The sequence below is a fragment of the Corallococcus sp. bb12-1 genome (genome assembly GCF_026626765.1).
Classification (GTDB): Bacteria; Myxococcota; Myxococcia; order Myxococcales; family Myxococcaceae; genus Corallococcus; species Corallococcus terminator.
Genome location: NZ_JAPNJZ010000006.1, coordinates 26,514 through 46,963, shown reverse-complemented (window position 1 = coordinate 46,963; position 20,450 = coordinate 26,514). Strand labels below are relative to the sequence as shown.

4 protein-coding genes and 3 pseudogenes (1 of these 7 only partly in view) are annotated in these 20,450 nt (G+C 70.9%); all 7 read right to left on the bottom strand.

Going from position 1 to position 20,450, the window contains the following annotated elements:
- Positions 1–91: 91 nt before the first annotated feature.
- Positions 92–1,495, bottom strand: a complete 1,404-nt coding sequence (locus OV208_RS10680) for a non-ribosomal peptide synthetase (RefSeq protein WP_267573732.1) — start codon at positions 1,493–1,495, stop codon at positions 92–94.
- Positions 1,496–1,518: 23 nt separating this feature from the next.
- On the bottom strand, positions 1,519–2,289 hold the full coding sequence (locus OV208_RS10675) for an AMP-binding protein (protein WP_267573731.1): 771 nt from the start codon (positions 2,287–2,289) through the stop codon (positions 1,519–1,521).
- A 145-nt stretch (positions 2,290–2,434) separates the two neighbouring features.
- A pseudogene (locus tag OV208_RS41350) lies at positions 2,435–3,940 on the bottom strand (condensation domain-containing protein); the annotation flags it as partial.
- 83 nt (positions 3,941–4,023) lie between these two features.
- Positions 4,024–4,647 (bottom strand): AMP-binding protein, encoded by a 624-nt coding sequence (locus OV208_RS41345; RefSeq protein ID WP_420715006.1) that lies wholly within the window; start codon positions 4,645–4,647, stop codon positions 4,024–4,026.
- 112 nt (positions 4,648–4,759) lie between these two features.
- A pseudogene (locus tag OV208_RS41340) lies at positions 4,760–4,978 on the bottom strand (AMP-binding protein); the annotation flags it as partial.
- 19 nt (positions 4,979–4,997) lie between these two features.
- A pseudogene (locus OV208_RS10665) lies at positions 4,998–8,780 on the bottom strand (AMP-binding protein); the annotation flags it as partial.
- A 428-nt stretch (positions 8,781–9,208) separates the two neighbouring features.
- The coding region annotated (locus OV208_RS10660; protein ID WP_267573729.1) for a non-ribosomal peptide synthase/polyketide synthase crosses the window boundary (this coding region is incomplete at its 5' end): on the bottom strand, positions 9,209–20,450 show 11,242 of its 37,755 nt. Its footprint extends 26,513 nt past the window's final position.

Sequence of the window (20,450 nt, the reverse complement as noted above, 5' to 3'; positions counted from 1 at the left end):
CAGGTCCGTCACCGGCAGCGTCCACGCGGACGGAGGATGGATGACCTGAACGGGCTCGCCGCCCTTCAGCGCGAACGTGGTGCGCAGGGCCTCATGGCGTTCGAACCAGCAGCTTCCAGCGCGCGACGCAGGGCCTCCACGTCCAGCGTACCCTCCAAGCGCACGGCCCCGAGCAGGACGTACGGCGTGGCTCCGCTGACTGGAGCTGCTCCAGCACCCACAACCGCTGCTGGGAGAAGGACAGCGGCAGCGCGCCCTCGCGCGACACGCGACGGAGCACCGGCACGCGCGGCCCCTCCGAGCGCACCAGCAACTGCTCTTCCACCAGCTCCGTGACGCGGGCCACGGTGGCCGCGGTGAAGAGGCCGCGCAGGGGCAGCTCCACCTGGAAGGTGGTGCGCAGTCGGGAGATGAGCTGCGTGGCCAGCAGTGAGTGGCCGCCCAGCGCGAAGAAGTCATCGTGCAGGCCCACGCGCTCCACGCGCAGCACGTCGCGGAAGAGGCCAGCCACGCGCTGCTGGAAGGGCGTCAGGTGTTCCGGGACGGCGGGGAGCGAGGCCGCGGGGGACTGCTCCGGGACGGGCAGGGCCTTGCGGTCCAGCTTGCCACCGGGCGTCAGCGGCAGCGCCGCCATGGGCACGAGCGCGGACGGCACCAGGTGCGCGGGCAGCCGCTCGGTGAGGAAGGCGCGCAGCACGGAGGCATCCAGCGTGGGGTGGCCCACGACGTAGGCCACCAGCCGCTTGTCCCCGGGCACGTCCTCGCGGACCACCACCACCGCCTCACGCACGGACGGGTGCGAGTGCAGCACGGACTCCACCTCACCCGGCTCGATGCGGAAGCCCCGCACCTTCACCTGCGCATCCACGCGGCCGACGAAGTCCAGCGTCCCGTCCTGCCGCCACCGCGCCCGGTCCCCCGTGCGGTACAGCCGCGCGCCGGGCACGCCACTGAAGGCGTCCGGCACGAAGCGCTGCGCCGTCGTCGCGGGGTGGCCAGGGTAGCCGCGCCCCACGCCCGCGCCGCCGATGAAGACTTCTCCCGGCACCCCGGGCGCTACGGGCTCCCCGTGCGCATCCAGCACATACAGCCGGGCACGGGCCACGGGCCGGCCAATGGGCACGGCGGTGGCGTCCGGCGCCAGCGATTCCACGGAGTGGAAGGTGGCGCAGACGGTGGCCTCGGTAGGGCCGTAGAGGTTGGTGAGCTGGCCCTTCGGGCCCGCCGCGAGCACATTGCGCACGGCGCGAGGGTCCGCGCGGTCCCCACCGAAGAAGGTATTGCGCAGGGCTGCCAGCGCGCCGGGCTCCTCGCGCGCCATCTCGTGGAAGAGGGCGGTGGTGAGCAGCACCGTGGTGGCGCCCACGTCGCGCAGCTTCCGCGCGAGGTGCGGCGGAGACAACGTCACGTCACGGGGGATGATGACGAGCCGCGTGCCGTTGAGCAGGGCGCCCCAGACTTCGAAGGTGGCCGCGTCGAAGGATGGCGTGGACACCTGCGCGATGCAGTCTTGCGGCGTCAGGACGCACGAAGTTCGTGTCCCGCACCAGGATGGACGATGGAGCGGTGCTCCACGCCCGCGCCCTTCGGCGTCCCGGTGGAGCCCGACGTGTAGAGGACGTACGCGAGCTGGCCCGGCAGCACTGGCACGCCGTCAGGCGCGGTGGTGGCATGGCGCTCCAACGCATCCGGTTGCGCGTCCAGGCACACCGTGGGCCAGGACTGCTCCAGCAGCGACGGCAGCAGGGAGCGCTCCGTCACCACCGCGGACAGGCCCGCGTCCTGGAACATGAACGTCAGGCGCTGCTGCGGGTAGGACGGGTCCAACGGCACGTAGCAGCCGCCAGCCTTGAGCACGCCCAGCATGCCCACCACGAGGTCCAGGCCGCGCTCCAGGCACAGGCCCACGCGGCCCTCAGGGCGCAGGCCCAGCGACAGCAGGTGGCGCGCGAGTTGGTTGGCCCGCGCGTCCAGCGCTCCATACGTGAGCGTCCTGCCCTCGTGCTCCACGGCCACGGCGTCCGGGGCGCGGCGGGCGTGGGACTCGAAGAGGCCGGGGAGGGTGTCCTCCGCGAAGGGCACGGTGGCCGCGGCGTTCCAGTCCACCAGCACCCAGGAGCGCTCTTCGGCGTCCATGAGAGGCAGGCGGCTGACGGGCACCGTCGCGTCCTGGGCCACCGCCTCCAGCAGGACTCGGAACTGCGATGCCAGCCGCGCGGCGGTGGTCGGGGTGAAGAGGTCCAGGCTGTATTCGAGCGTCCCCTCCAGCCCGCCGTCGCGCGCCATCATCGACAGGCTCACAGTCGAAGCGGGAGGTGTCCGGCGCGGTGGGCAGCAGCTCCACGCGCACGCCCGGCAGCGCGGGCGGAGGCACGGGCGCGTTGTGCAGCGCGAACATCACCTGGAACAGAGAAGCGCGGTCCGCTCCGCGAGTGGAGCCCAGCGATTCCACCAGCCGCTCGAAAGGCACGTCCTGGTGGCATACGCGGCCAGCGACGGACTCACGCACGCGCTCCACCAACTCCGTGAAGCGGGGGTCTCCGTCCAGTCGGGCACGCCAGCACCAGCGTGTTGAGGAAGACGCCGATGAGCGGCTCCAGCTCCGGCCGGGTACGGTGGCCACGGGACTGCCCACGGCGAAGTCGTCCTGCCCCGAGTAGCGCGCCAAGCAGCGTCTCGTACCCGGCCAGCAGCACCATGAACAGCGTGGCGTTGCAGTTCCCGGGCCACCTGCTCCAGCGCCCGCACCAGCGACGCCGGCAGCGTGAAGACGTGGCTTGCACCCCGCAGGGTCCGCGTCGCGGGCAGGCCATGCTCGGACGGCAGCGTCAGCGCGGGCAGGTCCTTCAGTGACTCGCGCAGGGCATCCGAATGTGCCCTGCACGCCTTCGGAGTTTCCCCTCCTGGCGCTGCCACACGGCGAAGTCGGCGGCCTTGCACCGCCAGCGCCGGCAGCGGCGAGGGACGGCCTTCCGAGAACGCCGCGTAGAGGCTGCCCACCTCGTGCACCAGCACGCCCATGGACCAACCGTCGGAGACGATGATGATGCATGCTCAGGAGCAGCACGTGCTCCCCGTCAGCGAGCTTCAGCAGGCGCGTGCGCAACAGCGGACCGGTGCCCAGGTCGAACGGCAGGGCGGCTTCGTCGCGCATGCGGCGGCGAAGGGTGTCCTCGCGCGCGGCGCCTTCGGGAATCACCTCCACCGGCAGCGGCCACTCGGCGGGCGCGGCGTGGATGCGCTGGAGCGGTTGGCCCTCGTGCTCCACGAACGTGGTGCGCAGCGGTTCATGCCGCCGGACGATTTCCGCGAAGGTGCGGCGCAGCACGTCCACATCCAGGGCGCCGGTGAGCCGCAGGGCCAGGGGGATGTTGTAGAGCGCCTGCCCTGGCTCCAACTGCTCCAGCAGCCACATGCGCTGCTGCGCGAACGACAGCGGCAGGTCGCCCTGCCGGGGAACGACGGGAATTGGCGAGGTGACGGCGCGCGACGGCAATGCCTGAATGCGCTCCGAGAGTTGCACCAGCGTGGGCGCTTCGAACAGCGTGCGCAGGGGCAGTTCCACGCCGAACCGCGCGGCCACCCGGGTGACAAGCTGCGTGGCCAGCAGCGAGTGCCCACCCAAATCGAAGAAGTCGTCGTGAGCGCCCACGCGCTCCACGCGCAGCACTTCGCGGAACAGAGACGCCAGTTGCTCCTGGAGTGGCGTCAGGGGCGCGTCGTCCTCGCGGGAAGACGCGGTGACGGTGGGGGCGGGCAGCTCGCGACGGTCCACCTTGCCGTTGGTGGTGAGGGGCAGGGCGTCCATGCTGACGAAGGCTGCGGGCACCATGTACTCGGGCAGCCGCGCGCGCAGGTGCTCGCGCAGGGCGCTGGCCTCCACGGTGGCGGGGACGACGTAGGCCACGAGCCGCTGCTCACCGGGCACGTCCTCGCGCACGATGACAACCGTCTCGCGCACCTCGGGGTGCGTGCTGAGCGAGGACTCGATTTCACCCAGCTCGATGCGGAAGCCCCGCAGCTTCACCTGGTGGTCGATGCGGCCCAGGTACTCCAGTTCGCCAGAGGGCAACCGCCGCGCCAGGTCTCCCGCGCGGTACAGCTTGCGGCCTGGCACGGGGCCGAAGCGGTCGTCCACGAAGCGCGCTGCCGTGAGCTCCGGGCCGGCGCAGGTAGCCCTCGGGCCACGCCAGCGCCGCCCACAGTGGATTTCGCCCGGCACCCCGAGGGGCACCGGCTGTCCCGCCTGCGTCCAGCAGGTACAGCTGGAGGTCGGCAATGGGCTGGCCGATGACGCTGGACCCGGGACGCTCCAGGTCCACGAGCCCCACCTGGCCGCCACGTGACATGCACCGTGGTCTCGGTGATGCCGTACATGTTCACGAGCTGCGGCCGCGCGTCACCGTGACGCTCGAACCAGGGACGCAGCGAGGCGAGGTCCAGCGCCTCACCGCCGAAGATGACGTAGCGCAGCTGCCAGGGCCGGGGCTTCGCCTTGCTGCTGCTCGGAGTGGAGCAGCTGCCGGAAGGCGGTGGGCGTCTGGTTGAGGACGGTGACGCCCTCGTCGGCCAGCAGGCAGCAGGAAGGCCTGCGGCGAGCGGCTGACGAAGTACGGCACCACCACCAGCCGGCCGCCCGTAAAGCAGCGCGCCCCATAGCTCCCAGACGGAGAAGTCGAACGCGTACGGAATGGAACAGCGTCCACACGTCCGAAGGCCCGAAGTGGAACTTCGCGTCCGTCGCGCTGAACAGCCGCGTGACGTGGTCGTGCTGCACCATCACGCCCTTGGGACGTCCGGTGGAGCCCGAGGTGTAGATGACATACGCGAGGTCGCCCGGTAGCAGTCCGGTGCGCGGGGCGCGAGGACGATGCCCCGGAGGCCATCGCCGCCTCGAACGTGAGCACGGACGTGCCGTCCACCGACGGGACGCGGTCCTCCAGCGACGCCTGGGTAAGGACGAGCGGCGAGCGCGCATCCTCCAGCAGGAACGCCAGGTGCTCGCGCGGATGCGCGGAGTCCAGGGGCAGGTACGCGCCTCCGGCCTTGAGGATGCCGAGCAGCGTCACCACCAGCTCCACGCCGCGCTCCAGGCACACGCCCACGAGCACTTCCGGCCCCACGCCGCGCGCCTGGAGGACATGGGCCAGCCGGTTCGCGCGGGCGTCCAGCTCGCGGTAGGTGAGCTGGCGCAGCTCGAAGGTGACGGCGATGGCGTCCGGAGTGCGCTCCACCTGCCCCTCGAAGCGCTCCACCAGCGTGCCGGTGGGGAACGGCTCGACGGGCGGGTTCCAGCCGTGGAGGACCTGGTGACGCTCGGCCTCCGTCATCACGGGCAGCTCGGAGAGCTTCGTCTCCGGGGCGGCCACCATGCCGACGACGACCACCTCCAGGTGGGAGAGGAGTCGGTCGATGGTCTCCGGCTCGAAGAGGTCCGTGGCGTACTTGCAGCCGACGAGCAGACCCTCGGGGCCGGGGGCGGCCTCGAAGGTCATGTCGAGCTCGGTGGTGCGGTTGTCCAGCAGCCCCACGTCCAGCGTCAGTCCACCGCCCACGGGCTGGGCGCGCGGAATGGCGTAGTCGTCCAGGACGAAGGCGACGTTGTACAGCTCGCGCCGCTGCGAGCCAGGCTGCGCGACGGCGAGCACATGGTCATAGGGCACGTACCCATGGGCCAGCGCCTCCAGCGTCGTCCGCTTCACGCTGGAGAGGAGCCCCGTCACGGTCGTGTCGCCAGGAAGGCGCAGGCGCAGCGGAAGGAAGTTGGTGCAGTCGCCGACGAGGGAGCGGGTGCCCGGCACATCGCGCCCGGACGTCGCTGAGCCCAGAATGAAGTCCGTCTGGCCACTCCACCGGTGCAGCACGGTGCCCAGCGCGGCCACCAGCATCATGAAGGGCGTGGCGCCTTCACGGCGGCCCAGTGCGTTGAGCTTCGCCATCAGGGGCGCGGGCAGCACGCGCAGCCTGCGGGCACCGTGGGAGGACAGTCGCTGGGGCCTCAGCTTGTCGGTGGCCAGGGACAAGAGAGACGGCGCTCCGGAGAGCGTCTGCTTCCACCACGCGAGTTCCGGGGCCAGGGCCTGGGGCGTCAGGTGCGCCTGCTGCCACGCCGCGAAGTCGCCGTACTGGAGCGCCGGCTCGGGCAGGGGCGAGGGGCGCTGCGTGGTGAAGGCACCGTAGAGCGCGGCCAGCTCGCGCGAGAGCACCGCCACGGACCAGCCGTCGGCAATCAGGTGGTGCACGAAGACGAGCAGCACATGGTCTTCGGCAGCGAAGCGCAGCAGCACGAAGCGCAGCAGCGGCCCGGTGAACATGTCCATCGGCTGCTGGGCGTCGCGCACCGCCCACGCATCCAGCAGCGCCTCCCGTGACACGGAGTCCGGGCTGGCGACGTCCTCCACCGTCAGCGACACGGGGGACGGCGCATGGACGTGCTGGAACAGCACCCCGTCCCGGGCGACGAAGGTCGTGCGCAACGCTTCGTGACGACGGACCCACTCGGTCAGCGAGCGCGACAGCGCCTCCGGGACCAGAGGGCCCCGGAGCGAGAGCGAGACAGGGACATGGTAGGCGGTGGACTCCGGTGCGAGTTGCTGGAGGAACCACAGCCGCTGCTGGGAGAACGAGGCCGGCGTCATCGCGGCTGAAGCCGGACGACGCTGCACGGGAGGAAGCGCCGCCAGTCCCGTCGCGGTGCGGCCCTGGGACAACGAAGCCGCGAGCGCCTGGAGCGTCACGTCCTGGAGCAGGGTGGCCGCGGAGACGCGCGTCCCCAGCCGCTTCTCGATGCGGGCCTGGAGGTCCGCGGCCGCGAGCGAGTCCATGCCCAGCTGCGTGAGCGGAACGTCCGAGGCCTGAAGGCCCGCCTCCGCCCCGAGCACGGCGGTCAGCTCCTCACGGAGGATGCGCTCCAGTTCCTCCACGGAGCGGGCAGGGGAGGCCGAGACCGGGGCCGCCTGAGCGGACTCCGTCGTCGCAGAAGGCTGCGCGACCGTCCCACCGGACGGGCTCACCGTCGCAACAGCCGAGACCGCTGACGCGCCGTCCCGCGCCGCGGAGCCATCCGGCTTCGCACCGGGCGCATCCATCGTCGGAGTCTCGGACACAGAGTCCACCGGAGCCCGCACCAACGGCTCCGCGCCCGCCGCCTCACTGCGCCACAGCACGGACAGTTCCCCGGACACGAGCGCGGCACGGCACGCGAAGCGCTGGATCTTCCCACTCGACGTCTTGGGCACCGCGCCCGGAGGCAGCAGCGCCACCGTGTGCGTCTGGACCTCCAGCTCGCGCGCCAGCGCCTGCCGCAGCCCGTTGGCCACCGCCGCCAGCACCGTCGCGTCCGCGTCGGCCAAGTCCCGGCCCACTTCCGCCACCACGGCCAGCGCCTCGCCAGACGTCGTCTCCACGGAGAACGCCGCCACGCTGCCCGCTCGCACGCGTGAGTCCGCGCGCTCAATGACTCCCTCCACGTCCTGCGGGTACAGGTTGCGCCCGCGCAGGATGATGAGGTCCTTGCGCCGCCCCGTGACGAGCAACTGCCCGTCCTCAGTCAGCACGCCCAAATCTCCCGTGCGCAGGTACTCAGGCCCCTCCACCACACCGGCCGGACGGGCGTGGAAGGTGGACTCGCTCAACTCCGGCTTGCGCCAGTACCCCTGGGCCACGCTCGCGCCCGACACCCAGATTTCCCCCACCTGCCCGGGGGCACGCGGAACGAGCGAGTCCGGCTCCACCACCAGCACCCGCTGCTCCGCCAGCGTCGTCCCGCAGCCAATGTGCGAGCGCACGCCCGCTGCATCCTGCGCCCCCACCACCGCGAGCCCCCGCGCCAGCGCCGCATCCTCCAGCGGATGCACGCGCACGCCCCGGCCCTTCACTTCGCCAGTGACGATGAGCGTCCCTTCCGCCAGGCCGTAGCAGGGATAGAAAGCCTCGCGCCGGAAGCCGCTGGGCCCGAACACCTCCGCGAAGCGCTCCAGCGTGGCCGCGCGGATGGGCTCCGCGCCGCAGAACGCCACCTCCCACGACGACAAATCCAACGACGCCACGTCCTCCGGCGTCGCGCGACGCGCGCACAACTCGAAGGCGAAGTTGGGCCCACCGCTGATGGTGCCCCGGAAGCGCGACACCGCCTGCAACCAGCGCAGCGGCTTTTGCAGGAACGCCATCGGTGACATCAGCGCCACGGGGAAGCCCGCGGACAGCGGCTGGAGGATGCCGCCAATGAGGCCCATGTCGTGGTACGGCGGCAGCCAGATGACGCCCACGCTGTCGCGGCGCACCTGGAACGCTCCGGAGATGAGCCCCAGGTTGTGCAGCAGGTTCGCGTTCGTGAGCATCACGCCCTTGGGCGTGCCCGTACTTCCCGACGTGTACTGGAGGAACGCCAGCGACTGCGCGCCCACATCCGGCGTGCGCCAGTCCCGCTCGCCGCCCTCCGGCAGCGCATCCGTCGCCATCCAGTGCAGCGCGCGGAAGTCCGGGGCCTGCTCGAAGACGAAGTCCGACAACTCCAGGATGCCCGACGTGGTGAGCACCACCGACGCCTGCGCGTCCTGGATGATGGCCCTCAAGCGGGGCAGGGTGCGCTCCAGGCGCATCGGATCCGGCGGATAGGCCGGCACCGCCACCGCGCCCGCGTACAGGCAGCCGAAGAAGCCCGCGACGTAGTCGAGCCCCGGCGGATACAGGAGCAACACGCGCTCGCCCACCGCGCCGCGTGCCTGCAACGCCGCGGCGATGCGACGCGCGCGAGCATCCAGTTCGAAGGCACTGAGCACGGTCTCGTCGCCGTCCACCTCACCGAGGAAGGTGTAGAGCGGAGCGTGGGCGGAGGGGCCCGCCGCGAGATTCAACAGGGCGCCAGGAAGGGTTCGCGAGAAGTCAGGCACGGGGAGCCGTCCAAAGTGTCGAAAAAGCGCCGACACTTCTTATCAGCCCTGGTGCTTGATCCCGTAGGCACCCACGGTGCCGGCACTGCTACGTACCTGTTGTCGCCAGCCCCCTCAGGGAGCGTGGGTTGGCGCAGTGGAAGATCAGGCACGGCCGAAGAGTCCAGTTCAGCCAGCCCATGAAGCCCTTCTGCTCCGACAGCATCACGTCCGGTGTCTGCACCGGTGCAACAGGCAGCGAACCCGCACCCACGCGAGGGCGCGGGTTTTCCCCGCGCCCCCGGTCAAGAGCGCGGGGGCCTTGAAGCACTACACCGTCACTTCCTGCCCGGCGGGAGCAGGGCCTTCTTCAGCAGGTCCGCCACGGTCCGCACCGTGGGCTCGCGCAGCAGCGTGTAGTGGTTGCCCGGCAAGCGGTGCGATTCCAACCGCTCACCCACGAGCGCGGCCCAGCCGCCGTCGCCCGGCCCCGTGTCCGCGAGTTCCTCCGCCTGCACGCGCAGCACCCGCTGCTCCATCGCGGGCGGGTGGTAGCGCCGGGCCGCTTCGAGGTTGGCCTCGAAGACGCGGAAGAGGGCCACCGGATTCGCGCTGTCCATGCCAGGAGGGAGTGCTCCGGCACGCACCGCGGATTCCAGCACCCGGGTGAGCACCGCTTCGGGTTCCAGTGTCGCCAACTCCGCCGTGTCCAGCGCCAGGTCCGCCAGGGACACGCCCATCAAGTCTTGCGCGAACAGGCCCACGGCCAGCGTGCGATCCATCGCCTGCTCGGACGCTGCCACCGCCTCCGGGACGTACGAGTCGATGAGCGCGAGCAGCGCCACCTCCTCGCCCGCCGCGCGCAGCTGGTGCGCCATCTCGTACGCGATGACGCCGCCCAGCGACCAGCCGCCCAGGTGGTAGGGCCCGGAAGGCTGCACCGTGCGCAGCGCCTGCACGTAGTCGGTGGCCATCTCCTCCACGCTGCCCACGGGGGTGCTCGTACCATCCAGGCCTCGGGCCTCCAGACCGTAGAAGGGCTGATCCGGTCCCAGCTGTCGCGCGAGCTCCGCGTAGGCGAGCACGTTGCCGCCCACCGGGTGGACGCAGAAGAACGGCGGGACGGTGCCCGGGCCTTGCTTCGCGAAGGGCACCAGCGGCGAGAAGGGCCGGGTGTCCCGCGCCTCGTTCATCCACTGCGCGAACCGCTCCACGCTGGGGGCCTGGAAGAGCGCCGACAGCGGGAGGTGCCGGCCCGTCTCGCGGTTCACCGCCGCCAGCAGGCGCACCGCGAGGAGCGAATGGCCGCCCAGCTCGAAGAAGCTGGCGCGCACGTCCACCGCGGACACGCCCAGGGCCTGGGCCCAGAGCAGCGCGAGCCGTGCTTCGGTCGCATCGCGCGGCTCCATCAGGGCCTCCGCGCTGGCCGAGGTATCCACCGGGACGGGCAGGGCCTTGCGGTCCACCTTGCCGTTGGCGTTGAGCGGTAGGGCCGACAGCGCGACGAAGGCGGACGGCACCATGTAGTCGGGCAGGGTGCGCAGCAGGTGGCCGCGCAAGGGAGCGGTGTCCACGGCGGGGGCCACGTAGGCCACGAGGCGCGGCAGGCCCGGCACATCCTCGCGGACGAGGACCACCGCGTCCCGGAGGCCCGGGTGCGAGCGCAGGGCGGCTTCGATTTCACCCAGCTCGATGCGATAGCCGCGCAGCTTCACCTGGAAGTCCAGCCGGCCCATGAAGTCCAGCGTCCCGTCCTGCCGCCACCGGGCCCGGTCTCCCGTGCGGTACAGCCGTGCTCCAGGCTGCGTGCTGAACGGATGCGGAATGAAGCGCTCCGCCGTGAGGTCCGCCCGGGCGCGGTAGCCGCGTGCGAGTCCCTCGCCGGAGATGAAGAGTTCTCCAGGCACTCCCACGGACACGGGGTTCAGGCTCGCATCGAGCACGAAGGCGCCCATGTTGACGAGCGGCCGGCCGATGACGGGCACCGGCTGCGTCGCGTCCTGGATGCACCACCACGTCGCGTACACCGTGCCCTCGGTGGGGCCGTACAGGTTGTAGGCCCGCGTGCGCTTCGTCGCGGAGAGGACTCGCCAGGTGGCTTCATCCACCGCCTCGCCGCAAATGAGGAGTGTCTCCGGCGCGTGGGCGCGCTCCAGCAGGCCCGCCTCCAGCAGGGGCTTGAGCTGCGACGGCGTGCAGTCCAGCACGTCCACGCGGTGCTGCTCCATCCACGCCAGCATCCGCTCCGGCTCCTGGCGCACTTCCTCGCGCACAAGGCACAGGCAGTGGCCGTCGAGCAGCAGGAGGAGTTGTCCCACGGAGATGTCGAAGTTGAGCGGCGCGTTGAGGCTGGCCCTCAGGACGCGCGGCACCGCGGAGAGCGGCACGTCGGCCATGGCGCGGTGCAGGTGGACGATGGAGCGGTGCTGCACCATCACGCCCTTGGGCATGCCCGTGGAGCCCGACGTGTAGAGGATGTACGCGACGTTTTCAGGCCGCACCTCCACGCGCGGGTTGCCCGGAGACAGCGCGTCGATGCGCCGGGCCTCCGCGTCGAGCCGCACCAGGTGGCGCACCGCCGGTTGCCACACTCCGGCCAGCGCCTGGGTGGTGAGGAGCACCGTGGCTCCGCTGTTCTCCAGGATGAAGTCCTTGCGCGCTTCGGGGGCCGACGGGTCCAGCGGCACGTAGGCCCCGCCCGCCTTGAGAATGCCCAGCAGCGCGACGATGGCCTCTGGCGAGCGCTCCAGGCTGAAGGCCACCGGCACGTCGGGGCCCACCCCCAACGTGCGCAGGTAGTGCGCCAATTGGTTGGCGCGCACGTTGAGCTGGTGGAAGGACACCGTAGCCTCCCCCATCACCAGGGCAGGGGCCTTGGGCGTGCGCGTCACCTGCTGCTCGAAGCGCGTGTGGTAGGGCACGTCGGCCGGGAAGTCGGCCGTCTCGCCGCTCCACTCCTCCAGCACCCACTGACGCTCGTCCGCCGACAGCAGGGGCAGCGTCTCCACGCCAGCGTCCGGCTGCGCGACGGCGCCTTCCAGCAACTGCACCAGGTGCTCCGTCAGCCTCCGGGCCGTGGCCGCCTCGAAGAGGTCCGTGCTGTAGAAGAGGGCGCCTTCGAAGCCCCCGGCCGTGCGGCCCAGGCTCAGGTCCAGGTCGAACTTCGTCGCGTTCGCCTCCACCTTCACCGGCCGCAGCGTGAGCTCCGGCAGACGCGCGTCCGAATCCGGCGTGTTCTGGAGCACGAATTGGGCCTGGATGAGCGGCGTGCGCGACAAGTCCCGCGCGGGCTGGAGTGCTTCCACCAGCCGCTCGAACGGGATGTCCTGGTGCTCGTACGCGCCCAGCGTGTTGGCGCGCACCTGCGCCAGCACCTGACGGAACGAGGGCCGCGCGTCGAAGCGGGCGCGCAGCACCAGCGTGTTGACGAAGAAGCCAATCAGGCCCTCCGTCTCCGCGTGGCGCCGGCCCGCGATGGACGTGCCCACCAAGAGGTCATCCTGACCGGAGCAGCGGTACAGCAGCGTCTGGAAGGCCGACAGCAGCACCATGAAGGGCGTGGCGCCTTCCTTCTGCGCCAGGGCTTCCACCGCCTCACTCAGGACCGGAGGGATGCTCACCGGGAGCATGGTACCCCGTGCGGAGCGGCGCGGGGGACGGGGCTTGTCGGTGGGCAGGGCCAGCGCTTGCGGCGCACCGGCGAGCTGCCGCTTCCACCAGCCAAGCTGCGCCTCCAGCGCATCCCCCTGGAGCCAGGAGCGCTGCCACACGGCGTAGTCCGCGTACTGCACCGGCAGCGGAGGCAGCGGAGACGGCAACCCCTGACGGAAGGCCTCGTAGAGGGCGACGACTTCACGCACCAACACGCCGATGGACCAACCATCGCTGATGGCGTGATGGAGGCACAGGAGCAGCACGTGCTCGCGCACGTCGACCTTCACCAGCGTGAGCCGCACCAGCGGTCCCGCAGCCAGGTCGAAGGGACGCAGGGCGTCCTCGGTCGCGATCCGGAGCACTTCGGCCTCGCGCACGTCCTGGGGCAGCGTGGTGAGATCCACCACGAACAGGCTTTGCGCCGGGGCGGGGTGGATGCGCTGAAGGGGCTCGCCGTCGTGGGTCTCGAACGTGGTGCGAAGCGACTCATGCCGCTGGACCAGCGCGTCGAAGGCCCGCTGGAGCTCCGGCACCTCCACGGTGCCCGACAGGTGCAGCGCGGTGGGCATGTTGTACAGCGGGCTGCCGGGGTCCAGCTGATCGATGAACCACAACCGCTGCTGCGCGAAGGACAGCGGATGCGGTCCGGGCGTCGCGGCCGGGGTAAGCGGCGGCAGCACGGTGGCGGTCGGAGCGTCCGGCAGGCGCAGGGCCAGTGTCGCCACGGTGGGTGACTCGAACAGCGCGCGGACGGGCAGTTCCACGCCGAAGCGGGCACGCACCCGGGCCACCACCTGCGTGGCCAGCAGCGAGTGGCCGCCCAGCTCGAAGAAGTTGTCGTGACGGCCCACGGCGGGCACGCGCAGCAACTCACTCCACAGCGCGGCCAGGGCCACTTCGGTGGGGGTCCCTGGAGCGTCAAAACCCTGAATGGTCGGACGCGACGCTTCCGGCGCGGGCAGCGCCTTGCGGTCCACCTTGCCGTTGGGCGTCAGCGGCAGGGCGGGCAGGGCCATGATGGCGGCGGGGACCATGTACTCAGGCAGGTGCTTGCGCAGGTGTTCGCGCAAGGGCGCGGTGTCTACCTCCGGCACCACCCAGGCCGCGAGGCGCGCATCGCCGGGCACGTCCTCGCGCACCGCCGCGACCGCATCCCGGATGCCCGGGTGCGAGCGCAGCGTGGCTTCGACTTCGCCCAGCTCGATGCGGTAGCCGCGCAGCTTCACCTGGAAGTCCAGGCGGCCCAGGAGGTCGAGCGTCCCGTCCGCGCGCCAGCGGGCCTTGTCGCCCGTGCGGTACAGGCGCGCGCCGGGCTCCGTGCTGAACGGATCCGGAACGAAGCGCTCCGCCGTCAGGTCCGGTCGGCCCAGGTAGCCGCGCGTGACGCCCTCGCCGGAGAAGCACAGCTCGCCCGGCAGACCAAAAGGCACCAGGCGCTGGTGCTCATCGAGGACGTAGGCGCGCAGGTTGTCCAACGGCCGGCCGATGACGGGCCGGGGCAGGGAAGTCCCCTGGATGTCGAACGTCGTGACGCAGACGGTGGTCTCAGTGGGGCCATAGCCGTTGAAGGCGCGCGTGCGGTCCGTCGTGGCCAGCAGTCGCCACGTCACCTCGTCCAGGGCTTCGCCGCCCAGCATGAGCTGCGACGGCATCCAGGCCCGCTCCAGCATCCCCGCGTCGAGCAGGAGCTTGAACTGCGCGGGAGTCCCCACCAGCACGTCGATGCGGTGCTGCTCCAGCCACGCGAGCATCCGCTCCGGCTCCAGGCGCGTCTGCTCGGGGATGACGCACAGGCAGTGGCCGTCGAGGAGCTTGATGAACGACTCCATGACGGCGTCGAAGTACAGCGGCGCGTTCAAGCTGACGCGCAGCCGGCGCGGCGCCGTGTAGACATTGCGCACCATCGTGTGGTGCAGGTGGACGAGGGAGCGGTGCTGCACCATCACGCCCTTGGGCGTGCCCGTGGAGCCCGACGTGTAGAGGACGTACGCCAGGTTGTCCGGGCCCGCCGAGGCAGGCAGGGGCGCCTCGGGGAGTGTCGCCAGGCGCGCCGCTTCGGCATCCAGCTTCACCACGTGGGCGATGTCGGGCCGCCACGTTTCGGCCAGGGCCTGGGTGGTCAGCAGCACCGAGGCGCGGCTGTTCTCCAGGATGAAGGCCTTGCGCGCGTCGGGGGCCGCCGGGTCGAGCGGCACGAACGCGCCGCCTGCCTTGAGCACAGCGAGGAACGCGACGAGGGCGTCCGCGGAGCGCTCCAGGGCCAGGGCCACCGTGACTTCCGGCCCTACGCCCAGCGATCGCAGGTGCCGTGCGAGCTGATTGGCCCGGGCGTCGAACTGACGGAAGGACAGCGTCGTCTCCTCGAACACCACGGCGTCCGCGTCCGGCGTGCGGGCCGCCTGCTGTTCGATGAGGCCGTGCACCGTGGTCCCCAGATCGAAGTCCACGACGTCGCCGCGTCCGAGCCCGACGAGCCGCGCCTGCGCTTCGGGTGCGTCGAGGGACAGGTCGGCCAGCGGGGCATCGGGCCGCGCGACCACGGACTCCAGCAGCACCCGCAGGTGAGTGATGAGCCGCTCGATGGTGGCGGTCTCGAACAGGTCCGTCGCGTATTCGAGCCGGCCCGCGAAGCCGTCCGCGTCGCGGCGCAGGTCCAGGCTCAGCTCGAACAGGGTGGTTGCCCGGCTGCCGAACTCCGCGGGGTGCACGGCGAGACCGGGCATCGTCGCCCCCGACACGGGCGCGTTTTGGAGCGCGAACAGCGCCTGGAAGAGCGGCGTGCGGGACAGGTCGCGCGTCGTCTGCAGCGACTCCACCAGCCGCTCGAATGGGAGGTACTGGTGTTCATACGCGCCCAGCGTCGTGGTGCGCACCTGCGAGAGGAGCTGCCGGAACGAGGGACGCGTCCCGAAGCGTCCGCGCAGCACCAGCGTGTTGACGAAGAAGCCGATCAGGCCTTCCGTCTCCGCGTGGCCACGGTTCGCGATGGGGGAGCCCACCAGCACGTCGTCCTGACCGGAGTAGCGGTGCAGCACGGTCTGGAAGGCCGCCAGCAGCACCATGAACGGCGTGGCGCCTTCCTTCTGCGCCAGCGCCTCCACCTGTTCGGAGAGGACGCGCGGCAGGCGCACGTCCACCGCGTCGCCGCGCTGCGTGGCGACGGCCGGACGCGGCTTGTCGGTGGGCAGCTCCAGCACGTGGGACGCACCCGCCAGTTGCTGCTTCCACCAGCCGAGCTGTTCCTTCAGCACGTCACCCTGGAGCCAGTCGCGCTGCCACACGGCGTAGTCCGCGTACTGCACCGGCAGCTCCGGCAGGGCCGGCGTCTGGCCGTGGCGGAAGGCCTCGTAGAGGGCGGTGACTTCACGCACCAGGACGCCCAACGACCAGCCGTCGGACACGATGTGGTGCAGGTGCAGCACCAGCACGTGCTCTTCCGCGTCCAGCTTCAGGAGCAGGGCGCGAATCACCGGCCCGTGCTCCAGGTCGAACGGGCGGCGGAATTCAGCATGAGCCCGACGCTCCATTTCGGCCTGGCGCTCAGTCGCGTCCGTGAAGCCCGTGAGGTCCACGGACTCGAAGGGGACAGTGGCTTCCGAGTGGATGTGCTGCACGGGCTGGCCCGCTTCCACGCGGAACGTGGTGCGCAGCGATTCGTGCCGCGCCATCAGCGCGTCCAGGCTCTTGCGCAACGCGCCTTCGTCCAATGCGCCGGTGAGGCGCAGCGGCAGCGGCATGTTGTACAGGCTGGTGCCCGGCTCCAACTGGTCGATGAACCACAGCCGCTGCTGCGCGAACGACAGCGGCGGCGCGGTGGTGCGCTCGGTGCGAACCAGCGGGGGGGCCTGCGTGCGGCTGGCGTTGGCCAACTTCTCGGCCAGGGTGGCCACGGTGGGGGCGCTGAAGAGGTCTCCCAGCGGCAGCTCCATGCCCAGGGTGGAGCGGATGCGCGACACCACCTGCGTGGCCAACAGCGAGTGACCACCCAGCTCAAAGAAGTCGTCGTGGATGCCGACGGCTTCCAGGTGCAGCACCTCTGCCCAGATGGCGGCGAGCGCCGTCTCCATCGCGTTGCGCGGCGCGGCCACCTCCTCAGTGGAGACGCGCGGCGCCTCCGGGGCAGGCAGGGCCTTGCGGTCCACCTTGCCATTGGCCGACAGCGGCAAGGCGGGCAGGGTGACGAACGCGGACGGCACCATGTAGTCGGGCAGCAGCTTCTGAGCGAACGACTTGAGCTGCGCCACATCGCCCGCGTCAGCAGCGGCCACGATGTACGCGACGAGTCGCTTGTCTCCGGGCACATCCTCGCGCGCCAGGACCACCGCCTCGCGCACCTGCGACGACTGGCGCAGCACCGCTTCGACTTCGCCGGTCTCGATGCGGAAGCCGCGGATCTTCACCTGGAAGTCCGTGCGGCCCAGGAACTCCAACGTCCCATCCGCCTGCCAGCGCACCCGGTCGCCCGTGCTGTACAGACGCGCTCCCGGCTCCGTCGTGAAGGGGTGGGGGATGAAGCGTTCGGCTGTCAGGTCCGGGCGCTTCAGGTAGCCCCACGCCAGGCCATCGCCTCCGACGTAGAGCGCACCCGGCACGCCTACCGGCACGGGCTGGAAGGCTGCATCCAGCACCCACGCGGTGGACTGCGCCAGTGGACGACCGATGGGCACCGACCGGCCGACGCTGTCTCCCACGCGCAACGTGTGCGTGGCGGAGAACGTGGTGTTCTCCGTGGGGCCGTAGCCATTGACGAGCACGGAGCCCGAAGGCATCCGCGCCAAGTGCTCGCGCACGCGCTCCACCGGCAGCACGTCGCCGCCCGCCAGCACCTGCCGTACGCCCGCCAGCGCTTCGCCCTGATGGATGACCACCTGCTCGAAGAGCGCGGCCGTCAGCCACAGTGTGGTGATGCCCTCACGGGCGAGCAGCGCGCCCGTCTCTTCCAGCGAGAGTGTCTTCGCCGGGGCCAGCACCAACTTCGCGCCGTTGAGCAGCGCTCCCCAGACTTCCAGCGTCGACGCGTCAAACGCCACGGGCGCCAACTGGAGGAAGACTTCCTCCGGCCCGAAGTGGATGAAGTCGTTGCCGCGCACCAGCCGCACGATGCCGCGCTGGGGCACGCTGACGCCCTTCGGGCGCCCCGTGCTGCCCGACGTGAACATCACGTACGCCAGCGCTTCGGCCGGCACTTCCAGCCCCACCGCCGTCTCCGGCTGCTTCGCGAGCACCGCCGCGTCCGCGTCCAGCAGCACCTGGAGGTCCGCCACCGCCGGCAGCTCGTCCGCCAGCGACTCCTGCGTCACCAGCACGCTGACGCCCGCCTCCTGCAACATCCAGCTGATGCGGTCCGCCGGGTACTTCGCCTCCACCGGCACGTAGGCAGCCCCCGCCTTGAGGATGCCCAGCATTCCGACGATGAGCTCGAACGAGCGCTCCAGGCACAGGCCCACCCGGTCTCCGGGCCTCACGCCCGACCGGCGCAGGTGGTGCGCCAACTGGTTGGAGGCGCGGTCCAGCGCCGCGTACGTCAGCGTCTTCTCCCCGGACTTCAGCGCGGGCGCATTCGGCGTCCTTGCGGCCTGCGCGGTGAAGAGCCCGGCCACGGAGGCGTCACGCGGGTAGTCGCGGGACGTGGGGTTCCACCCGACGAGCAGCTTCTGGCGTTCCTCGGGCGTGAGCAGCGGGAGCCGGGCCACGGGAACATCGGGCGAGGCCAGGGCCACATCCAGCAGGACCTGGAAGCGGTGGACCAGGCTGGCCATCGTCTCGGGCGAGAACAACGCGGTGTTGTAGAGCAGCGCTCCGCCGAAGCCGGCCGGGGTGCGGCCCAGCAACAACTGGAGGTCGAAGAGGCTGTACCGCAGCTCGCTGTCCATCGGCCGGAGTGACAACTCCGGGAGCGTCAGCTCCGACATCGGTGCGTTCTGCAGGGTGAACGTCACCTGGAAGAACGGCGTGCGGCTCAGGTCGCGCTCGGGCTTCAGGGCCTCCACCAGCTTCTCGAACGGGAGGTCCTGGTGCTCGTACGCGCCCAGCGTGGTGGTGCGCACCTGCGCGAGCAGTTCACGGAAGGTGAGCGTGTCCTTCACCTGCGTGCGCACGACGACGGTGTTGGCGAAGTAGCCGATGAGGTCTTCGGACTCGGCGTGACGGCGGCCCGCGATGGGCGAACCGATGAGCACGTCCTCCTGACCCGAGTACCGGTGCAGCAGCAGCTTGAAGGCCGCCAGCAGCAGCATGTACGGCGTGGCGGACTCGCGCTTCGCCAGGGCCTCCACCGCTTCGCTCAGCGCGAGCGGCAGGGACACGGTCTGGTCGGCGCCCTGGAAGGACTGCCGCGCCGGACGCGGATGGTCCGTGGGCAGGTCCAGGTACGGCGCGGCGCCGTCGAGCTGCCCGCGCCAGTAGCCAAGCTGCTGCTCCAGCACGTCGCCCTGGAGCCAGCCGCGCTGCCAGAGCGAATGGTCGGCGTACTGCACCGCCAGTTCCGGAAGCGGGGAGGGCAGGCCCTTGGAGAAAGCGGCGTAGAGCGCGCCCATCTCCCGCACCAGGACGCTCGTGGACCAGCCGTCGGAGATGATGTGGTGCTGGGTGAGCACCAGCCCGTGCTCGTGGGGGGCCAGCTTCAACAGGAGCACCCGGACCAGCGGGCCCTCTTCCAGGTTGAACGGGATGCGGACCTCGTCGTTGGCGATCCGCAGGGCTTCGGCCTGACGCGCCTCGGGCGCTTCGATGGACGTGAGGTCCACGCGGCGCAGCGGCATCGGGAAGGGCGGGTGGATGACCTGCGACGGCGCCCCTTCGTGCGGGCGAAAGGTGGTGCGCAGTGCTTCGTGACGGCGCACCAGCTCATCGAACGCGTGCTGGAGCACGGTCGTGTCCAGCGTGCCTTCGAGCTTCAACGACACCGGGATGCTGTACGCGGTGCCCGCCGTGCCGAGCTGCTCGATGAACCACAGCCGCTGCTGGGCGAACGACAGCGGGAGCACATCCGGCCGCTCCCCACGCACCAGCGGAGGCAGGGACGCGCCCGTGCCGTCGGGGCCCTGGAACGAATCAATCAGCGCGGCCAGCGCGGCCACGGTGGGCCGCTCGAAGAACGCGCGCAGGGGCAGCTCCACCTTGAAGTGGACACGCACGCGGGAGACCAGCTGTGTGGCCAGCAGCGAGTGGCCACCCAGCTCGAAGAAGTTGTCGTGCCGTCCCACGGTGGGGATGCGCAGCACCTCACTCCACAGCGCGGCCAGGGCGATCTCCGTCGGCGTCTCCGGCGCCACGTAGGTGCGCGAGCCGACCTGCGTCACTTCCGGCACGGGCAGGGCCTTGCGGTCCACCTTGCCGTTGGGCGTCAGCGGCAGGGCGGGCAGGGTGACCAGCGCGGCGGGCACCATGTACTCGGGCAGGTGCTTGCGCAGGTGCTCACGCAGCGGCGCGGTGTCCACCTCCGGAACCACGTAGGCGACGAGGCGCGCATCGCCAGGCACGTCTTCGCGCACCAGTGCGACCGCGTCCCGGATGTCCGGGTGCGCGCGCAGCGTGGCTTCGATTTCACCCAGTTCGATGCGGTAGCCACGGACCTTCACCTGGAAGTCCAGGCGGCCCATGAAGTCCAGCGTGCCGTCTTCACGCCAGCGGGCCTTGTCACCCGTGCGGTACAGCCGCGCTCCGGGCTCCTGACTGAACGGATCCGGAACGAAGCGCTCCGCGGTGAGGTCCGGCCGGCCCAGGTAGCCGCGCGTGATGCCCGCACCGGAGAAGCACAGCTCACCCGGCAGGCCGAAGGGCACCAACTGCTGGTGCTCATCGAGGACGTAGGCGCGCAGGTTGTCCAGTGGCCGGCCGATGACGGGCCGGGGCAGGGACGTGCCCTGGATGTTGAACGTCGTGACGCAGACGGTGGCCTCGGTGGGTCCGTAGCCGTTGATGGCG

What these genes read in the sequence shown, in the direction of transcription:
- OV208_RS10675 (WP_267573731.1), bottom strand. Translation starts at nt 2,289, where the DNA reads ATGATGGCGCGCGACGGCGGGCTGGAGGGGACGCTCGAATACAGCCTG.